This window comes from Streptomyces sp. NPDC087422 (genome assembly GCF_044744145.1).
In the GTDB taxonomy this organism is placed as follows: domain Bacteria; phylum Actinomycetota; class Actinomycetes; order Streptomycetales; family Streptomycetaceae; genus Actinacidiphila.
In genome coordinates this window covers 453,101-470,110 of sequence record NZ_JBIUXT010000002.1, presented here as the reverse complement: position 1 = coordinate 470,110, position 17,010 = coordinate 453,101, and the positions used below count along the sequence as shown (strand labels likewise).

Here is a 17,010-nt window from a genome sequence, read left to right as displayed (position 1 = left end):
CGGGTGACTGTCGGGAGACGGTGGTGGCCGCGGTGCCGTCCGGCCGCCCTGCCGGTGGGGCAGGCGGTGGCGTTCGGTCAGGCGGAGGCGCGGGAGCCGTAGTCGGGGGAGGCCAGCCGACGGGGGTAGTAGCCGGGGTTCGGGCCCTCGGCGGGGCTGGCGGCGCCGGTCAGCCGGTAGCGCTCACCGACGGCGGTGGCGCGCACGATCGTGAGGACGAGCAGGAGGAAGGCGCCGCCGACGAAGCCGGAGAGGACCGGCGAGCCGTCCGTGCGATCGCCGAACGCGGGGGCGGCGATGCCGGAGGGGTCCTGTGTCACGGTGACGTGCTTGCCGACCGACGCCCGGTCGCAGCGGATCTCCCGGTCGACCATGGCGCCGCTGTCCAGCCGGACCCGGCACGACTCCCAGGACGTACGCAGCGTCGTGCGGTTCGTGTACTCGGTGATCACACCGGTGGACACCTCACCGCGCGCCGCGAACAGCGCGCTGGAGACGGCGTAACCACCGACGAACATGCAGAAGAGCAGAAGGAGGAAACCGCACATGACCTGACCGATGGAGCCGTGCAGCCAGTACAGCGTCAGCACCATGGTGACCGAGGCGGTCACCACGATCAGGGCGACGCCCGCCACGGCGAAGGAGCCCGCGTAGGTGGCGTGCGACCAGCCGATCGCGACCGCGACGGTGGCGAGCACGGTGAACAGCAGGGTGACGGCGCAGCGTGCCCAGGCGGCGCCGCGGGTCGGGGAGCCGATCCGGCCCGCTTCCCACACGCGGGCGAATCCGGCGGGGGGTCCGGCGGGGAGTCCGGTGGGGGGTCCGGCCGCTTCCGGGTCCTGGGGCGTGCCGGGAAGCGGCGCCGTCATCGGTCGGCCTGCGGTGAGGTTGTGCCGGTGGCTGTGCCGGTGCCGGTGCCGGTGCCGGGGCCCGTGCCCGTGCCCGTGTCGGCGCCCGTGCTTGCGCCGGGGCCGGTCGGCGTCACGGTCTGGCCGTTCCCGTTCCCGTTCCCGCTTCCGGGTCCGCCCTCGGCGGCGGATGCCGTTGCGGTGCCGTCGCCGACGGCGCCGTCGTCGTCCGCGAAGCTGACGCTGCGCAGGATGGCCATCGTCAGCTCGCTGAACTCGCCCCAGTAGTTGACGGCCGCGGTGTCCAGGGTGAAGACCGCGGTGTAGGGGCCGGTGGGGAAGGGCACGTACACCTGCACCTGGCCCATCTGGAGCTTGACCTCTTCGCCGCTGGCGGTGAGTTCGGCGCCGATGACGTATTCGCGCAGGGTCACGCAGGAGACGGCGGGGCCGCAGGGCAGGTCGAGCCAGCGGGCGTCGTTGGTCTCCTCGCGGACCAGGATCTCCCGGATGCCGAGCGCGGCGACCTCGGGGGAGGGGTGGTCGGAGGCGATCGCGGCGACCGTGAAGGAGCAGTGGGCTATGCCCTCGTCGATGGAGAACAGGCCCATCGCGGAGTACGCGAGTCCCCGGTCGCCCATCGCCTCGCCGAGCGCCGCGTAGTACGGGGCGGCGGGCGTCCACAGGTCGTCGTTGCCCTCCGGGTACATCTCCCGTACGAACTCCTCGGCGAGCGCGGCGCGCTCCTCGGGGGTGGCCGCGATCGGCAGTCCGTGGAAGGACTCGGGGACGACGAAGGACAGCGGGGGGACGTCCGACATCTCGACGGCCTGGAGTTCGAGGCCGGTGTCGTCCGCCGCGGCTGTCGGGCCCGCCGCGGCGGCGGTTTCCGGGGTGGTGGCGTCCGGAGGGGGAGTCGTCATGGTGGTCTCGCCTAGAGGTTCTGGACGGCAGAGGTCGTCAAGGGGAGTCGGGGCGTCGGGCGTCGGAGCGTTGGACAGCGGGGCGTTGGACGGCTGGGCGTTGGGCGGTGGGGCTTCGGGCGGTGGGGCTTCGGACGGCGGCCGAGGACCGTCGGGGTCAGAGGTCGCCAGGCTGCGGGCGGGCCGGTTCGCCGGACTCGCCCATGATGACGGAGTGGGTCTCGAACAGCCCCTTGCCGGCCTTCGCCGGGACCTGGGACTCGACGAGGACGGCGCCGCTGGCCAGCCGGAAGGCGCGCGGCGGCTGCGCCGCAGCGGGCAGTTCGCCGACGAAACGGGCCAGCCGCTCGCGCTGTCCCGCGGTCAGTTCGGACTCGGGCAGCGGCTTGCGCCGCTCGGCCAGCACCCCGGCGAATTTGTCGGCCGCTCCGGTGGACAGCCGCACCCACGACCCGTCGGTGAAGGTGACGCGCACATCGTGCCCGCCCTCGCTGAACGCCAACTGCTCGGCGCCGCCCACCGACTCGCGGGGCGTCTCCCACAGGACGGTGGCGGACGCCGTGAGGTCGGGCCCGACGCCCAGCAGCAGGAAGCGGCGCTCGGTGACGACCGCGTCCACGCGGGTGCGCTCCGCGCTGCGCGCGGGGTCCAACTGCCACGGCACGGTACGCGCGACGGTCCCCGGCGCGGCCCACATCACCGGGAAGTCCTCGGACTCGTTCGCCGGGTCCTGCGGCGCCGACCGCGACGCCCCGCCGACCTGCACCGAGTTGCCGCCGGTCACCGCCTCGACGGCGACATGCAGCGCGGTCACGATGCCGCCGAGCAGCCCGCCGCCGACCCGGTCGACCTTCTGCGTCGTCTTGGAGTGCAGGGTGTACTCCGGCCCGGCGGGCCAGCCCGGCAGCTCCGCCTGGATGTCGCGCCGCTCGGTGTCCCGGAACCACCGCGAGCCCGCCACCGGATGCGCGTAACCGGTGGCGAAACGGATCGGCGTACGTACCAGCGTGGATTCGTCCTGATCCGGGAACCAGTCCATCGTCGTGCGCCTTTCGGTCGGCTCTGAGCGGAGTCGCTGTGCGGGGTCACTGTGCGGGGTTCGCTGTCGACGTCGCCGTGGCGTCCTCGTGCGGCGGCCGTGCGGATACGACCGTACGCGGTCGCCGGTCGGCGCCGGTCGTCAGTTGGCGGTGGCCGCCCGGTCGAAGCGGTCGCCGAGGTGGACGGCCTCGCCGATGTGCTGCGGGATCGAGTAGAGCTTCGGCGCGAGCTTGAGCCCCACGTCGATGGAGCGGCCCACGTTGCCCATCGCGTCGATCGCCACCCGGCCGCCGGTGACCATCTTGATGCCCTTCGTACCGATCAACTGGCCACCGTGGTAAAGCTGCTCGGAAACCGTCTGCATACGATTGATGATCTTGCCGTCGGAGATGACCTGCCCGGCGGTCTTGAGGCCGCCGAACTCCAGCGTCACGTTCTTGAACAGCTTTATCTGCTTGCCGCCGGCGATGAAATCGCCCGCTTTGCCGACGAAGTTCCGGCTGATGGTGGTGACTCCGCGGAATCCCTCGCCGAGTTCGGCGGCGCGGGTGGCGGCGATGGCTCCGTCGGCGACCTTGGCGCCCTTGGCGAAGGCGCCGATTCCGGGTATCGCGCCCAGCGCGTCGAAGCCGATGCTGATCCAGCTCACGTCGGCGCCCGCGGCCATGGCGATCAGGTGGGTGATCAGCGCGGCGGCGCTGGTGACGACGGCCGCGGCGGCGAAGATCGCGCCCAGCGGCTCGAAGGGCGCGGTGATGATGGCCAGTACGCCGAGGAGGCCGCTGAGGTCGCTGAGCAGGTCGCCGATGAGTTTGATCATGTCGGCGTGGTCCTTGACCCACTGGATCGTGTCGTTCCAGGCGTCCTCGATGCCGTGCACCATGCGGCTGAACAGGCCCGGCTTGTCCGGGGCGATGTCACCGGCCTTGTCCAGGTCGTGGCTGATCGCGTTGGCGGCGCTGGTGAAACGGTTGTGCAGCTCTTCCGCGCGGTGGCGCACGCCGTCCAGCGCGTTGTTCGCGTCGGTGACGGCCTGCTGCTTCTTCTTCGCGTCGGCGGCGGCAGCCGGGTCCGGGTCGGGGGACGCCTGAGGCTGCGGGTGCGGAACGCTGTTGTCCGTGGGGATGCCCGCCGCGGTCTTCGCGTGGTCGAGCGTGCCCTGCTTGGTGGCGGCCTCCCGCTCCAGTGTGTCGGCCTCCGCCTGGAAGCCGTGGAGCTGCTCGGCCCAGCGGCCCAGCGCGCTGGACGCGCGGCCGAAGGAGTCGTGCGCCTTCTTGATCAACGGGGTGACATCGCTGTCGATGTGAGAAATGAAGGCCCTGGCGGCCTCGCCCTTCCAGTAACCGCAGTCGAGCCGGCCCAGTTCGGAGACCGTGGTGCTCAACTCGGTGTGCACATCACCGATCTGCCGGGCCAGTGAGCGGGTGCGCTCGACGTCCCCGGGCGTGGGGTCGAAGCCCAGATGCGGAAAGCTGCGCGTCACGCCCGTCACTTCCCGCCGGTCTTGAGGGAGTTGGCGAGTTGCAGGTCGGCGTCGTCGAAGGTCTTGCCGATCTGGTCGATCATGTGGACCGCGGTGTCGGCGTGCTGGCCGATCTGCTTGATGCCGTAGTGCCAGTCGTCGGCGAAGTCGTGGACGTCGTCTATCAGCTTGGGCGCGCCGACCGACTCGCCGTTGGCATTGCCCATCGCCCGGCTCACCGTGTCCATTCGGTCCGCAATGGTGGAGAACGTCTTTCGCAAGTCCCCCATCACCGTCCCGTTGATCTGCAAGTCCCCCATGGAAAATCAACCCTTTCTCGGCATTACGTAAGATTCCGCGGGCCGCGTGCGGATCTCAGGGCCCCTACTCTATTAGGCGTATGCGGGCCGTCGATGGCCCACTGGTCACGGTCCTGTGGCAGTCGCGTGTGTGCGCCGATTCACCCACGCCTGCTTCGGGGACCTGCTGGTAGCTTGCCGACGCCGGGTCCAGACAGCGACATGGGGGAGTTCAGGTGCTTCGTCGTACGTCCACGGGAGCGGGAATCGCCGCGGTGGCGGTCGTCACCGCACTCGCTGTGAGCGGGTGCGGCAGTGGCGGCGGGAACGAGGCGAAGAAGGCGCCGCCCGCGAGCGCGAGCGCGTCCGCGACCGGCACTCCGGGCACGGCGGCGAGCATGTCGGCCGAGCCGGGCGCGTCGGGCAGTCCCACCGCCTCCTCCGTCGTCGGCGGCGACTCGACGCAGGGCGTCGAGGGCGTCTGGCTGGCGACGCAGGGCTCGACGAAGGTCCAACTCGTCCTCGGCAAGGGCAAGGCCGGGCTGACCAGCAGCCACCTGTGCGGCGGCACCTACACCGACCGCGACGGCCTCGGCCTGACGCTGACCTGCATGGACGGCGACAAGGAACGCACCTCCGGCCGCGGCGAACTGACCGGTGACGGCAAGACCCTCACCGTGCGCTGGACCGGTGGCCCGACCGACACCTTCTCCCGCACGGGACTGCCGAGCAGCTGACCGGCGGCCCGTCAGGCCGCCGGTCCCCACGGCGGTCGCTCAGGTGGTCAGCGGCACCGTCACCGTCAGCGGCTCACCGTCGCCGAGGTGCAGTAGAGCCCGGCCCGGCGTGACCTGCCCGCCGACGCTGCTGCGGCTCAGCCGAGTACCGATCAGTTCACCGCTCATGGTCTGCTGCGGCGAGAGCAGCACACCGCGCCGCGCCTTCTTGGCGTCGACCTGCCAGCCGGAGAAGCCCGAGCAGATATCCTCCTCGCCGCCCGCGATGACCACGGCCCGGCCGTGGTCGGAACCGCGGGCGATGATCTCCTTCAGCACATCCTTGGCGTCGCAGTCGCGCAGCAGCTCCGCGTCGTCGGCCATGACGACCACCGGGCCGCCCTCGGCCTCCTCCAGCGCCTTGCCCAGGTCGTCGGCGGGTATGTCGCTGTCGGTGTACATCCGCAACACCCCTTCGCCGCGCGCCAGTTCGCGCAGCGGCGACGGGCGGGGAGCCGCGACGACCAGCTTCACGCCCTGCTGCTGGTAGCTGCGCGCGAGGGTGAGCAGCAGCGTCGAGCGGCCCGACTTGCCGGGGCCGCCGATGACGAACGCGGGCAGGCCGTCGGACAGGTTCGGCCCGTAGCCGGTGAGTTCGTCGCCGCCGACGCCGACGAGCGCCCACAGCGGATTGCGCGCCGCGTCGGTGTCGCGCATCTCCCACGCGTCGGCGAACGACAGCCGCGAGGGCAGCACGTCCACCCGGAACGGTCGCCGCGCCCTGGGCAGTGCCGCGTCCCGCTCGGTGGCGGCGGCGCCGATCGCGGCCAGCGCCGCGGCCTGGCCCTGACCGGTGGAGTCGTCGGTGAGCAGCGCGACCTGCGTCTCGATGCCGGACTCCGCCCGGTACGCGCGGCCCGGCTGGATCTCGTCCGGCACCTTGCGCGGATTGACCGAGATCAGCGAGAAGTCCGAGCGGTCCGCGAGCCGGAAGGCGATCTTGTCCTCGGTGAGCGTGGAGATCCGGCCCGCCATCAGCGTGCGGTCACCGGTGATGATCAGGTGGATGCCGACCGAGGCGCCCTCCCGCAGGAACATGAACAGCTCGTCGCTGAGCGCTCCGTGGTCCAGCTCGCCGAGCGAGGGCGTCCAGCCCTCCCAGCGGTCGAGCAGGATCACGATGTGCGGCAGCCGCTCCTCCTCGGTGGTCACCGCCGCGCGCTGCTCACCGATGTCCGCGAACCCGTCACCGGCCAGCAGCTCCTGACGGCGCGTCATCTCCGCCTTGAGTCGCCCGATCAGCCGGATCGCCCGCTCCGACTGCGCACGGCCCACGACCGCGCCGCAGTGCGGAAGCTTCGTCAGCGCGTTCAGCGCGCCGTTGCCGCAGTCGATGCCGTACAGGTGCAGATCCGCGGTGGAGTGCGTACGGGCCAGCGAGCCCGCGATCGTCCGCAGGAGTTGGGAGCGGCCGGAGCGCGGGGCGCCCGCCGCCAACAGGTGGCCGAAGGTGTGGAAGTCGATGGCCACCGGGCGCCGGGCCTGGAGCGCGGGCAGGTCCTCGATGCCGTACGCGGCGGGCGGCAGCGCCCCCGCGGCGACCGGCGTCGGCAGCTCGTCCAGCAGCAGACTGTCGGGCAGCGCGGGCAGCCACGGGCTGTGCTGCGGCGGGATCGCCATCCGCTCGTTGGCCTCGCAGATCGCCTCGACGAGCACCTTCAGGTCGGTGATCTCGTCCTCCTCGCCCTTGGCGCCCGCGGGGCGGCGGGGGGCCGAACGGCCGAGCTGCGACCAGTCGACGATGCCCACCCAGGGCGCCACCGTCACGTTCTCGACCGCGCCCGGCCGCCGTCCGCCGACCCGGCCGGACTGGAAGGGGACCAGCGAGGTCGCGCCGAGCCGCACATAGGCGCGGCCCGGAGTGGACTTGGAGATGTTGCCCGCGTCCGGGGCGTCGATGACGTCGGAGGACTCGCTGCCGTCGGTGACGCGCAGCGCTATCCGCAGGTTGGTGTTGGCCCGGATCTCCGGCGAGACGACACCGCTCGGCCGCTGCGTGGCGAGGATGAGGTGGATGCCCAGCGAACGGCCTCGCTGGGCGATGTTGACCAGACCGGTGACGAAGTCGGGCAGCTCACGGACCATCGAGGCGAACTCGTCGATCACGATCAGCAGCCGCGGCATCGGCTTCAGCTCGGGCTGGCGCCGCATCAGGTCGGTGTAGTCCTCGATGTCCTTGGCCCCGGCCTCGGCCAGGATGTGCTCGCGCCGCTTCAGCTCCGCGCCGAGCGACTCCAGCGCGCGCTCCACCAGGTGGGCGTCGAGGTCGGTCACCATGCCGACGGTGTGCGGGAGTTGCACACAGTCCTTGAACGCCGAGCCGCCCTTGTAGTCGATGAGCACGAACGTCATCGCCTCGGGGGTGTTCGCCACCGCGAGCGAGGCCACGATGGTCTGCAGCAGCTCCGACTTACCCGAACCGGTCGTACCCGCGATCAGGCCGTGCGGCCCGTCCTTGCGGATGTCGATAGCGAACGGACCGTCGTAGGACTCGCCGACCACCGCCTGGGTGGAGATCGGGCTCAGCCGCCAGCGCGAGGCGATGGCGTCGGCCGTCGGCGGCTCGATCTCCAGGACGTCCAGCAGGCGGCTGGCGGACGGGATCGCGGAGTCCTCGGCGTCACCGCTGATGTCCCGGATCGGCGACAGGCAGCGGGCCAGCCGGGAGCACCAGGCGGGCGAGACGAGGTCGGGCCGCACCTTGCGGATGCGTGCCACCCCCGCCTGCTCGACGCGCAACCGGAAGGCGCCGGAGGCTGGTTCCGCCGCCACCGCCTGGGCCTGCTGCGCGCCCGCGTACCAGGCGTTCACCGAGGGGAAGCCGCCCTGCCGGGGCGCGGCCGCCGCGGCGGTCTCCGGAACGGAAGCGACGGTCGCGTCCACGGCGGGCGCCTCGAACTCCGCAATCACCACGGCCTGGCACTCGCCGGGCAGGAAGCGCTCCTCGGAGTCCAGACAGATGGCGAACATCCCGACACCGGGGCCCTCGCGCAGCAGTTGCACCACGCCGGGCAGCGACCGCATCCGCCGCGACCCGTCGAGGATCACCACGATGTCCGGGTCCTTGAAGAAGGCCGCGTGATTGGCCGCGCTGCCCGCCTTCTGCTTCGCCTTCTGCCGTCCGTCCAGAATGGAGGTCAGCTCCGCGACCCGCGCCGCGACCGTCTCGGCGTCCGTGCCCAGCAGCGCGCTGGCGTCCTGCCCGTCGGTCGGCCGCGAGTGCGGCAGCCACCGCACCCAGTCCCAACTCTGCTGCCCCGACTGCTCGGTGAGCACATAGAACTGCACATCCATCGGGCTGCTCAGCGTCGCCATCTGCGCCACCGCCCAACGGCCCATCGCCCGCGCGTCGTCGCCGGGCGCCGCGAAACCGATCACGCCGAGCCTGCGCAACTCCACCGCGACCGGGGCGTCGTCGATCTCCCAGTTGACCTTGCGGCGGTGCTCCTCCTGCTCCGGGTCGTCCAGGATCACCTCGGACGGCAGCTTCGCCGTGCCGACCCTGATCAGCAGGTGGTCGGCGTCGCCGCGCCGCCGCTCCCACAGCCGGGTGCGCGGCCCCGTCGCGGTGTTGAGCACGGTTGCCGGGTCGGGCGAGGCCGCGGCCCGGTCCTTGCGTTCGAGGTCGAGCGCCTTGTTGGCGTCCTGCTCGATGCGTTCTTTGCGCTCGCGGAACTCGGTGACCGTCTTCGCGTACGACTTACGGCCGTTCTTCTTGTCCATGAAGTGGTTGCCGACCATGACCATCGGGCTGACGACCGCCATGAACAGGTACATCATGCGGTGCATCATGAAGGCCATCATCACGGCCATGAGCAGCGGCATGACCGCCATCAGCCACGGCAGCGGCCGTCCGGCCGGCTCTTTCGGCGGGGTCGGCAGCCGGAAGACGGTGGTCCGCTCGGGCGGTGACAGCCGCGGCGGACGGTTGTAGTCGTAGGTCGCCCCGTCCTCGCCGGGATGCAGCGCCGCGTTCGGCGGGATATAGGGGCCAAGCTCCAGAAGGCTGTTGCCGAGGGAGAGCTGGTCGCCGAGCGGCCATTCCTTCGTGTCGCCGCCGACCGTGACCTGGCACGTGCCGCCCATGCCCACGGTCAGCACCGCGGCGCGCTCCGCCAACTCCGAGTCGTCGATGCGGATGCGGGACGAGGCACCGCGCCCGATCTCCACCTTGCCGATGCCCAGACGGTGGACCGCGCCCGCGTCCGGGCCGCCCGCGACCCGCAGTTCGACCACACCGGCGGGCTCGCCCGGCAGGCAGCCCGCCGGGTCGTAGAGGCTGACCACCGCGCCCTCGCGCAGCGGTGACTGGGCCACCGACCAACTCGGGTCCACCGCGTACCCGTCCACGTACACCGCGGGCGAGCCGGGCGCGCGCGAGGGGCCGCCGGAGATCGAGATGATCTCCGCGCCGCCTGCGCCGACTTTCCGTCCGAGCTCGCGCGCGACATCCGCGACGGTCGACGCGGACTCGGTCTCCACCACAACATCGGCGCGGTCCCCGCCGAGCGGGTCGACCACGGTCAACGACAGACGCACGACGTTCCTCGTTCCCCCGGATTCGACTTGGTTTCTCAGGACGATATCCGCTGGAGGCCGGTCGTGGGACCTCAGGTGCCCGGCCTGTGGATAACCTGCACCGGTTTATCCACAGGCCGGGAACAGGGCTGGACACGGCCCCCGTCGCGGGTGGGACAGTGGTCCTCAGGCCGGAGGGAAGAGGGGTGGACGGGGCGGGTGGGGTAGCGTGCGGCCCGAGCGTGGGCATGTCACGGAAGCCGTTCCGTTCTGTTGCAAGGCTGTGAGTCGCTTGTCACGGGATGCGCCTTGAGGGTGTTTGTAAGGCGCTGATAGCGTGCGGTGACTTGACATCGGCCTGCGGGCTGTCGCCGGACAGGAGCGCGGCAGTCTCTCCCCACGCAACCGATTTCGAAGAAGCACGCCGGCTCGACGGGGGCAGTGACGTGAGGACCAGAGAACGTTCCGCTGCGGGCGGCGGCAGTAACAGCCGTCAGTCCGGATCCGCGCCCATGCATGGGGCGCCGATGGGCGGAGAGCGGCTGCCGACAGTGTCGCGGGAGCGCAAACCCGCGTTGGCCGCACTGGCCGTGCTGCTCATTCTCGTCGGCGCGCTCGGCGCCACCGTGATGGTCATGCGCGCGGGGAACAAGATCTCGGTCGTGAAGATCGACCAGGACATCCCGGTCGGGGACCGGATTCCCGCCTCCGCGCTCCGCGAGGTCATGGTCTCCGACGACTCCGGGGTCAACTTCGTGCTGTGGAAGCAGCGCGGCGACCTGGAGAAGAACTACCGGGCGTCCACGAACATCGTCAAAGGCTCCGTCCTGGTCAAGGAGATGGTGACGAACAGCAGCGCCCTCCCGGCCGGGAAGTCGCTGGTCGGACTCTCCCTCAAGCAGGGCGTGTTCCCCGACGGTCTCGCCAACGGCCACACCGTCGCCGCGTATCTGGTGGGGAACGACGCGGCCAAGGGGCAGAACGGCTCCTCGGGCGACAGCGGCGGAGCGAGCGCCAACACGCTGATCAGCGACAGCCTGATCATCAAGTCCGTGAAGTCCGACTCCTCCGGGCTCGGTGGCGGCGACACCCTGGTCACCGTGATCGCGGACTCCTCCGTCGCGGGCAAACTCACCCTCGCCGCCGCGGCGAACGAAGTGGCGCTCGTGCTCATGCCCGACAGCAAGAACTGAGCGAGCGGGCGAATACGTCATGGCACTGATCGCAATCGCCGCGGACAAGGGCTCACCGGGCGTCACCACCAGCGCCGTCGCGCTCGCCGCCGTCTGGCCGCGCCGTGTCCTGCTGGCGGAGGCCGACCCGGCGGGCGGCGACCTCGTCTACCGCTCACCCGCCGCGCACGGCGGCATGCTCGACCCCAACACCGGCCTGCTCTCGCTGGCCGCCACCGCCCGACGCGGCCTGGCCGCCGAGCAGTTGTGGGACCACGCTCAGCCGCTGGCCGGCGGACTCGACGTCCTCGTCGGCATCGGCAGCGCCGAACAGGCCGCCGGTCTGTCCGGACTGTGGCCGATGCTCGGCCAGGCGTTCGCCACGCTCGCCGAGTCGCCCAACGGCGCCGCCGACGTGATCGCCGACTGCGGCCGGATCGGCGCCGACTCGCCCACCCTCGACCTCTTCTCGCACGCCGCCCTCGTCCTCCTGGTGGCCCGCACCGAACCCGAACACCTCGCGCGGGTACGGGACAGGGCCGGTGCGCTGTCGGCCAAACTGCACGGCTCGCAGCGCGGCGCCGCCGCCGCGCTCGGCCACCCGCCGATCGGCATCGTGCTCATCACCGACCCCAGCCACAGCGCCCGGCAGGCCAGCCAGGTCAACGAGATGCTGGTGGCCTCGCAGATCTCCGCACGGGTCGTCGGCACCCTCGCCCACGACACGGCGGGCGCCGACACCCTCAACGGCCGCCGTCGGGGCCGCCTGGACAAGTCCCTGCTGATCCGCTCGGCCCGGCAGATCACCGCCGACGTACCGCACCGGTACGGAGTGCTCCGATGAGCACCGTCGACCACCAGTTGGTCAAGCGGTTCCGGCAGGAGGCGGGCGACCGCATCTCGGAACAGCGCCGACTGGACCAGGTGACCGGCGAACCCGCCATGTCACCCGAGGACGAGCGGCAGTTCGCGCGGGCGATCATCGCGCAAATCCTGGAGGACTACGCCCGCGCCGAGATCAACCTCGGCCGCACCCCGCCCGACGCGCAGGCCGAGGAGGCGTACGCGGCAGCCGTGCACGCCGCGCTCTTCGGCGTCGGCAGGCTCCAGCCGCTGCTCGACGACACCGAGGTCGAGAACATCGACATCAACGGCTGCGACCAGGTCTTCGTCGGCTACTCCGACGGCCGCGAGCTCCAGGTCGAGCCGGTCGCCGAGTCCGACGAGGAACTCATCGAGCTGATCCAGGTGCTCGGCGCGTACTCCGGCCTGTCCTCGCGCCCCTTCGACTCCGCGAACCCGCAACTCGACCTGCGGCTCCCGGACGGCTCCCGGCTCTCCGCCGTCATGGACGTCACGCGCCGCCCCGCGCTGTCCATCCGCCGCGCCCGCCTCGGCAAGGTCTTCCTCTCCGACCTGGTCGGCAACTACACGCTCACCCCGGAGTTGGGCTCCTTCCTGTCGGCCGCCGTCCTCGCCCGTAAGAACGTGATGATCGCCGGCGCCACCAACGCCGGAAAGACGACGCTGCTGCGCGCGCTGGCCAACGTCATCCCGCCGCACGAGCGCCTGATCACCGTCGAGCGCGCGCTGGAACTCGGCCTCGACCAGTTCCCCGAGATCCACCCCAACGTCGTGGCGTTCGAGGAGCGGCTGCCCAACTCCGAAGGCCAGGGCGCCATTTCGATGGCCGAGCTGGTCCGCCGCTCGCTGCGCATGAACCCCTCGCGCGTCATCGTCGGTGAGGTGCTCGGCGACGAGATCGTCACCATGCTCAACGCGATGTCACAGGGCAACGACGGCTCCCTGTCCACCATTCACGCCAACAGCTCGGCCGAGGTCTTCAACCGCATCTCCACCTACGCACTCCAGGCACGCGAGCGGCTGCCGGTCGAGGCGTCGCAGATGCTGGTGGCGGGCGCCATCGACTTCGTCGTCTTCGTGCAGCGACGCAACGACTTCCAGCGCGGCGGCACCCTGCGCCGTATGGTCACCTCCGTCCGTGAGGTGAACGGCGTGGACGGCCGCGTACTGTCCAGCGAGGTGTTCGCCGAGGGGCGGGAGGGCGTGGCACTGCCGCACGCCCCGATCTCCTGCCTCGAGGAACTCCTCGCCAACGGCTACCAGCCCACGGGGGTGTGGCGGTAATGACCGGGATCTTCTCCCTGTCCGTGCTCTACGGACTGCTCGCCGGAGCCGCCGTCGGCGGCGGTATCGCGCTGTTCGTCCTCGCGATGCGCGGCTGGGCGCCCAAGCCCGGTGCGACAGCGCCGGGTGAGTCGTCCGGCGACAAAGCGGCGGAGTTCATGCGCTTCCTGTCGCAGCGCGGCTCGCTCGCCATCGTCGCGGGACTCGTCGTCCTCGGCCTGACCCGCTGGGCCGTCCTCGGTGTCTCCACCGCCGTGCTGGTCTTCACCTGGGACAAGCTCTTCGGCGGCGCGGCGGAGGAACGCGCCGCGATGAAGCGCGTCGAGGCGCTGGCGGCCTGGACCGAGTCGCTGCGCGACACCATCGCGGGCGCCGTCGGCCTCGAACAGGCCATACCCGCCTCGGCCCGCGCCGCCGCACCCGCACTGCGCGGCCACCTGTCGTCGCTCGTCGACCGCCTCAGGTCGCGTACCCCGCTGCCGGAAGCGCTCCAGCACCTCGCCGACGAGATCAACGACGCGTCGGCCGACATCATCATCGCCGCGCTCATCCTCAACGCCCGCCTGCGCGGACCCGGTCTGCGCGAAGTGCTCGGCGCGCTCGCCAAGTCGGCCCGCGAGGAAGTGGACATGCGGCAGCGCGTGATGGCGCAGCGCGCGAGCACCCGGCGCAGTGTGCAGATCGTCGTCGTGGTGTCCGTGGCCTTCGTGCTGGGTCTGGCCATCTTCAACCGCAGCTTCGTCGAGCCGTACGGCACGGCGATCGGCCAGGCCGTACTCACCTTGGTGTGCGCGCTGTTCGCGGCCGGATTCTGGTGGCTGCGGAAGCTGTCGAACATCGAGACGCCGGACCGGTTCCTGGTCCATGAGCCGGAGCGCATCTCGGCCGCCGATCGCATCGGAGTGCCGCCCGGCCACGGCGCCCACGCACAGGCGACACCCGGCCAGCCGCTGCCGGGTCACGGAGCGCCGGGGCACGCCGCACCCGGCCACGCGACGGCACCGGGCCGCGGCGGTGTGCCCGGCCACGGCGGCGTACCGGGCCAGGCCATCCCGGGTCAGGGGGCGGCACGATGAACAACATCCTCTTCACCTGCCTGGTCGGCGCGGCCGTCGGCCTCGGCGTCTTCGTCCTCATCCGGGCGCTCATGCCCGGCAAGCGCAGCGCCGTGCACACGGTGGCGCAGATCGACGCGATGCGCGCCGCGGGCCCGGTCAGCAGCGGACCGGCGCACTCCGCACCGACCGACTTCAAGGGCCGCGTGGGCCAGCGGGTCGCCACCTTCTACCTCCAGCAGGGCTGGGAGCAGCGCTCGCTCCGCGCCGACCTCGCCGTGCTCGACCGGAGCTGGGAGAACTTCCTGGCCACGAAGATCATCCTGGCCGCGGCCGGTGTGATCTTCGGGCCGTTCCTCTTCGCCGTGATCTGGCAGCTCGGCATGGGCAGCAACCCCGTGATCCCGGTCTGGATGGCCCTGATCTGCGGCGGCGTCTTCTTCCTCCTGCCGGACTTCGAAGTACGCCGCGACGCCGCCGACAAGCGCAAGGACCTGCGCCGGGTCATCGGCGCCTACCTCGACCTGGTGTCGATGAACCTCGCGGGCGGCCGCGGTCTGCCCGAGGCCCTGATGGCCGCCGCCGAGATCAGCGACGGCTGGGCCCTGACCCGTATCCGCAACTGCCTGGCCGATGCCCGGATCACCGGCACCAGCCAGTGGGTGGCCCTCGGCAGACTCGGCGACGAGCTGGGCGTCGAGGAGTTGAGGGACCTGTCCGTCACACTCGGCCTGGTGGCCGACGACGGCGCGAAGGTCCGCGAGTCGCTCGCCTCGCGCGCCGAGACGATGCGGCACCGGGAACTCGCCGAGATCGAGGGATCCGCGGGCGAGAAGTCCCAGTCCATGCTCGTCGCGCAACTCCTGCTGTGCGCGGGCTTCCTGGTCTTCCTGATCTTTCCCGCCGCGATGCGCGTGTTCCAGGTCTGACCACCAACGTCTCTGAGCACCACTGTCTCCGATCGTCACCGTCCCTCCTGAGCACCACTGTCATCGAAACGCCGAGCGTCGAGTCGAGAGGACTTGAACCATGAACCGCTTGCCCAAGGTCAGCCATCCGGCTGTCGACTTCCTTCTCACCTTCCTCAAGGGGCGCGTCGAGCGCGCCCGTTCCGAGGGCCTGTCCCGCGGTGCCTCCGCCGTCGAGTGGGTGATCATCTCCGCGGTGGTCGTCACCGTCGTCGGCGTGGTCGCCGTCATCATCAACGGCGCCCTCAAGGGCAAGGCTTCGGACGTCGGCAACTGCATCTCGAACACCACGGACAGCAAGACCTGCTGAGGCCGGGACCGATATCCGTGATGGAACGACGAATCGACGCGCTGCACCACGCCGTACGCCGCAGGCTGGACGCCGCCCGCGGCGACAGCGGCGTGGGCAGCCGTACGAGCACGAGAGCGGTAAGCGGCGCGGGGGCGCCTACCGGCGATGACCGCGGGATGACCGCGATCGAGTTCGTCTTCCTCACCCCGGTCCTGTTCTTCATGATCTTCGCGACGGTGCAGTTCGGTCTGTACTCCTTCGCCGACCATGTCGCGCAGGCGGCCGCGCACGCCGGTGCCCGCAAGGCGCGGGCGGAGGCCGACGCCGATCCCGGCGGCTGGTCGGGCAAGGCGACCAGCGCGGCCGAGGACCGTATCGACCAGCTCGGACCGAATCTGCTGGACGGCCGCAAGGTGACGTCCTTGCAGCCGGACGCGGCCACGGTCGGCGTGCGCGTCACGGCCGACGTACCGACCATCTTCCCCGGCTTCCACTTCAAGGTGAACGAGAGTTCCCAGGGGCCGGTGGAGCGCTTCGTACCGGACAACGGGGGCTGATCCGATGCGTACCCGACTGCGAACCGCACTGCGCATCAGACGGGTGGGGGAGCGGGCCGACCGGGGGCTGTCCACCATCGAGGTGGTGATCCTCGCCCCGATCATGATCCTGTTCATCCTGATCCTGGTCGCCTTCGGCCAACTCGTCGACGGCCGGGGCGCGGTGGACGGCGCCGCCAGGGACGCCGCCCGTGCGGGGTCGATCCAGCGCAGTCAGGGCGTCGCCATGTCCGAGGCGATCGCGGCGGCCCGGGCGGACCTCGGCGACACCTGCGTGGCCGGCACCTTGTCGGTGAAGAAGACCAGCGAGGGCTTCGAGGCCGACACCCTTTTCAGGGTCGAGGTGAGCTGCACCATCCGCGGCCTCGCCTCGCTCGGCCTCAAGATCAACAAGACGATCACGTCGACGGCGGCCTCACCGCTCGACCCGTACCGACGGGCGGAGTGACCGATGCACGCGACACGGCACGTCGTACGGCGCCTCGTAGGAAGGGTGGCGCGGAGGGTGGTACGCCGCCCCGACCGCGGCTCCGGCACCGCCGCGATGCTCATCTTCGCCGTGGTGTTCATGGCGCTCGCCGCCTTCGTCGTCGACGGCGGACTGTCGATCTCCAAGCGCGAGCGCGCCGCCGACATAGCCGAGCAGGCGGCCCGTTACGCGGCCCAGGACATCGACGTCGAGGCGCTGCGCAACGCTCCCGCGGGCACCCAGCCCGTGATCAACACCGGGGCCTGCACCGGCAGGGTCAGGAATTTCGCCGAGCAGTCGGGGCTGAGCCCGGCCGACGTCATGGCCTCCTACTGCACCTCCGCCCTGCCCAACCGGGTGGAGGTGACCGTCCAGCTCACGTATGAGCCGATGCTCACCGGTTTCTTCTACGACCACAACATCGTCGTCCACGGTACGGCGGCGGCCGAGTCCGTCACGGGACCGGCCAACTAGTCCGTGAC

16 protein-coding genes are annotated in these 17,010 nt (G+C 71.0%); 10 read left to right on the top strand and 6 right to left on the bottom strand.

The genetic code is table 11. The features are described from left to right. Positions 1-77: 77 nt before the first annotated feature. The 5 genes from ACIO6U_RS07875 to ACIO6U_RS07855 form a co-directional block, all read right to left on the bottom strand. Positions 78-869, bottom strand: a complete 792-nt coding sequence (locus tag ACIO6U_RS07875) for a hypothetical protein (protein WP_401716539.1) — start codon at positions 867-869, stop codon at positions 78-80. Beyond that, positions 866-1,771: a hypothetical protein gene (locus ACIO6U_RS07870; RefSeq protein WP_401716536.1), complete on the bottom strand. Its 906-nt coding sequence runs from the start codon at positions 1,769-1,771 to the stop codon at positions 866-868. The genes ACIO6U_RS07875 and ACIO6U_RS07870 overlap by 4 nt, the downstream gene beginning before the upstream one ends. A gap of 157 nt (positions 1,772-1,928) precedes the next feature. Beyond that, positions 1,929-2,810: a hypothetical protein gene (locus ACIO6U_RS07865; RefSeq protein ID WP_401716533.1), complete on the bottom strand. Its 882-nt coding sequence runs from the start codon at positions 2,808-2,810 to the stop codon at positions 1,929-1,931. 141 nt (positions 2,811-2,951) lie between these two features. Beyond that, positions 2,952-4,295, bottom strand: a complete 1,344-nt coding sequence (locus ACIO6U_RS07860; RefSeq protein WP_355337470.1) for a putative T7SS-secreted protein — start codon at positions 4,293-4,295, stop codon at positions 2,952-2,954. A 5-nt stretch (positions 4,296-4,300) separates the two neighbouring features. Then, on the bottom strand, positions 4,301-4,522 hold the full coding sequence (locus ACIO6U_RS07855) for a hypothetical protein (RefSeq protein WP_317452509.1): 222 nt from the start codon (positions 4,520-4,522) through the stop codon (positions 4,301-4,303). Positions 4,523-4,809: 287 nt separating this feature from the next. Here ACIO6U_RS07855 and ACIO6U_RS07850 point away from each other — a divergent pair, with 287 nt between their 5' ends. Beyond that, a complete protein-coding gene (locus ACIO6U_RS07850) occupies positions 4,810-5,310 on the top strand; it encodes a hypothetical protein (protein ID WP_391043120.1) in 501 nt (166 codons plus the stop codon). A gap of 39 nt (positions 5,311-5,349) precedes the next feature. On the opposite strand, the gene ACIO6U_RS07845 is transcribed toward ACIO6U_RS07850, so the two are convergent. Next, positions 5,350-9,888, bottom strand: coding sequence for an FtsK/SpoIIIE domain-containing protein (locus ACIO6U_RS07845; RefSeq protein ID WP_401716529.1), 4,539 nt, complete (start codon positions 9,886-9,888; stop codon positions 5,350-5,352). A gap of 506 nt (positions 9,889-10,394) precedes the next feature. Between ACIO6U_RS07845 and ACIO6U_RS07840 the strand changes: the two genes are divergently transcribed. From ACIO6U_RS07840 to ACIO6U_RS07800, 9 genes are all read left to right on the top strand, one after another. Beyond that, positions 10,395-11,060, top strand: coding sequence for a hypothetical protein (locus ACIO6U_RS07840; RefSeq protein WP_355337480.1), 666 nt, complete (start codon positions 10,395-10,397; stop codon positions 11,058-11,060). A 19-nt stretch (positions 11,061-11,079) separates the two neighbouring features. Next, positions 11,080-11,883, top strand: a complete 804-nt coding sequence (locus ACIO6U_RS07835) for a hypothetical protein (protein WP_391162466.1) — start codon at positions 11,080-11,082, stop codon at positions 11,881-11,883. Beyond that, entirely contained in the window at positions 11,880-13,187 is a 1,308-nt protein-coding gene (locus ACIO6U_RS07830) for an ATPase, T2SS/T4P/T4SS family (protein ID WP_355337486.1), read from the top strand. Before ACIO6U_RS07835 ends, ACIO6U_RS07830 begins: the two co-directional genes overlap by 4 nt. Then, positions 13,187-14,263 carry a type II secretion system F family protein gene (locus ACIO6U_RS07825; RefSeq protein WP_401310062.1) on the top strand — a complete coding sequence of 359 codons (1,077 nt, stop codon included), beginning with the start codon at positions 13,187-13,189 and terminating at the stop codon, positions 14,261-14,263. The genes ACIO6U_RS07830 and ACIO6U_RS07825 overlap by 1 nt, the downstream gene beginning before the upstream one ends. After that, positions 14,260-15,171: a type II secretion system F family protein gene (locus tag ACIO6U_RS07820; RefSeq protein WP_391162464.1), complete on the top strand. Its 912-nt coding sequence runs from the start codon at positions 14,260-14,262 to the stop codon at positions 15,169-15,171. The genes ACIO6U_RS07825 and ACIO6U_RS07820 overlap by 4 nt, the downstream gene beginning before the upstream one ends. A gap of 100 nt (positions 15,172-15,271) precedes the next feature. Further along, positions 15,272-15,520 (top strand): hypothetical protein, encoded by a 249-nt coding sequence (locus tag ACIO6U_RS07815; protein WP_355337495.1) that lies wholly within the window; start codon positions 15,272-15,274, stop codon positions 15,518-15,520. A gap of 20 nt (positions 15,521-15,540) precedes the next feature. Next, positions 15,541-16,059 (top strand): TadE family protein, encoded by a 519-nt coding sequence (locus tag ACIO6U_RS07810; RefSeq protein ID WP_355337498.1) that lies wholly within the window; start codon positions 15,541-15,543, stop codon positions 16,057-16,059. 4 nt (positions 16,060-16,063) lie between these two features. Continuing rightward, complete coding sequence (locus tag ACIO6U_RS07805) at positions 16,064-16,507, top strand: TadE/TadG family type IV pilus assembly protein (RefSeq protein WP_401716522.1); 444 nt, start codon at positions 16,064-16,066, stop codon at positions 16,505-16,507. Between the two features lie 3 nt (positions 16,508-16,510). Further along, a complete protein-coding gene (locus tag ACIO6U_RS07800; protein WP_391043130.1) occupies positions 16,511-17,002 on the top strand; it encodes a pilus assembly protein TadG-related protein in 492 nt (163 codons plus the stop codon). Positions 17,003-17,010: the final 8 nt, after the last annotated feature.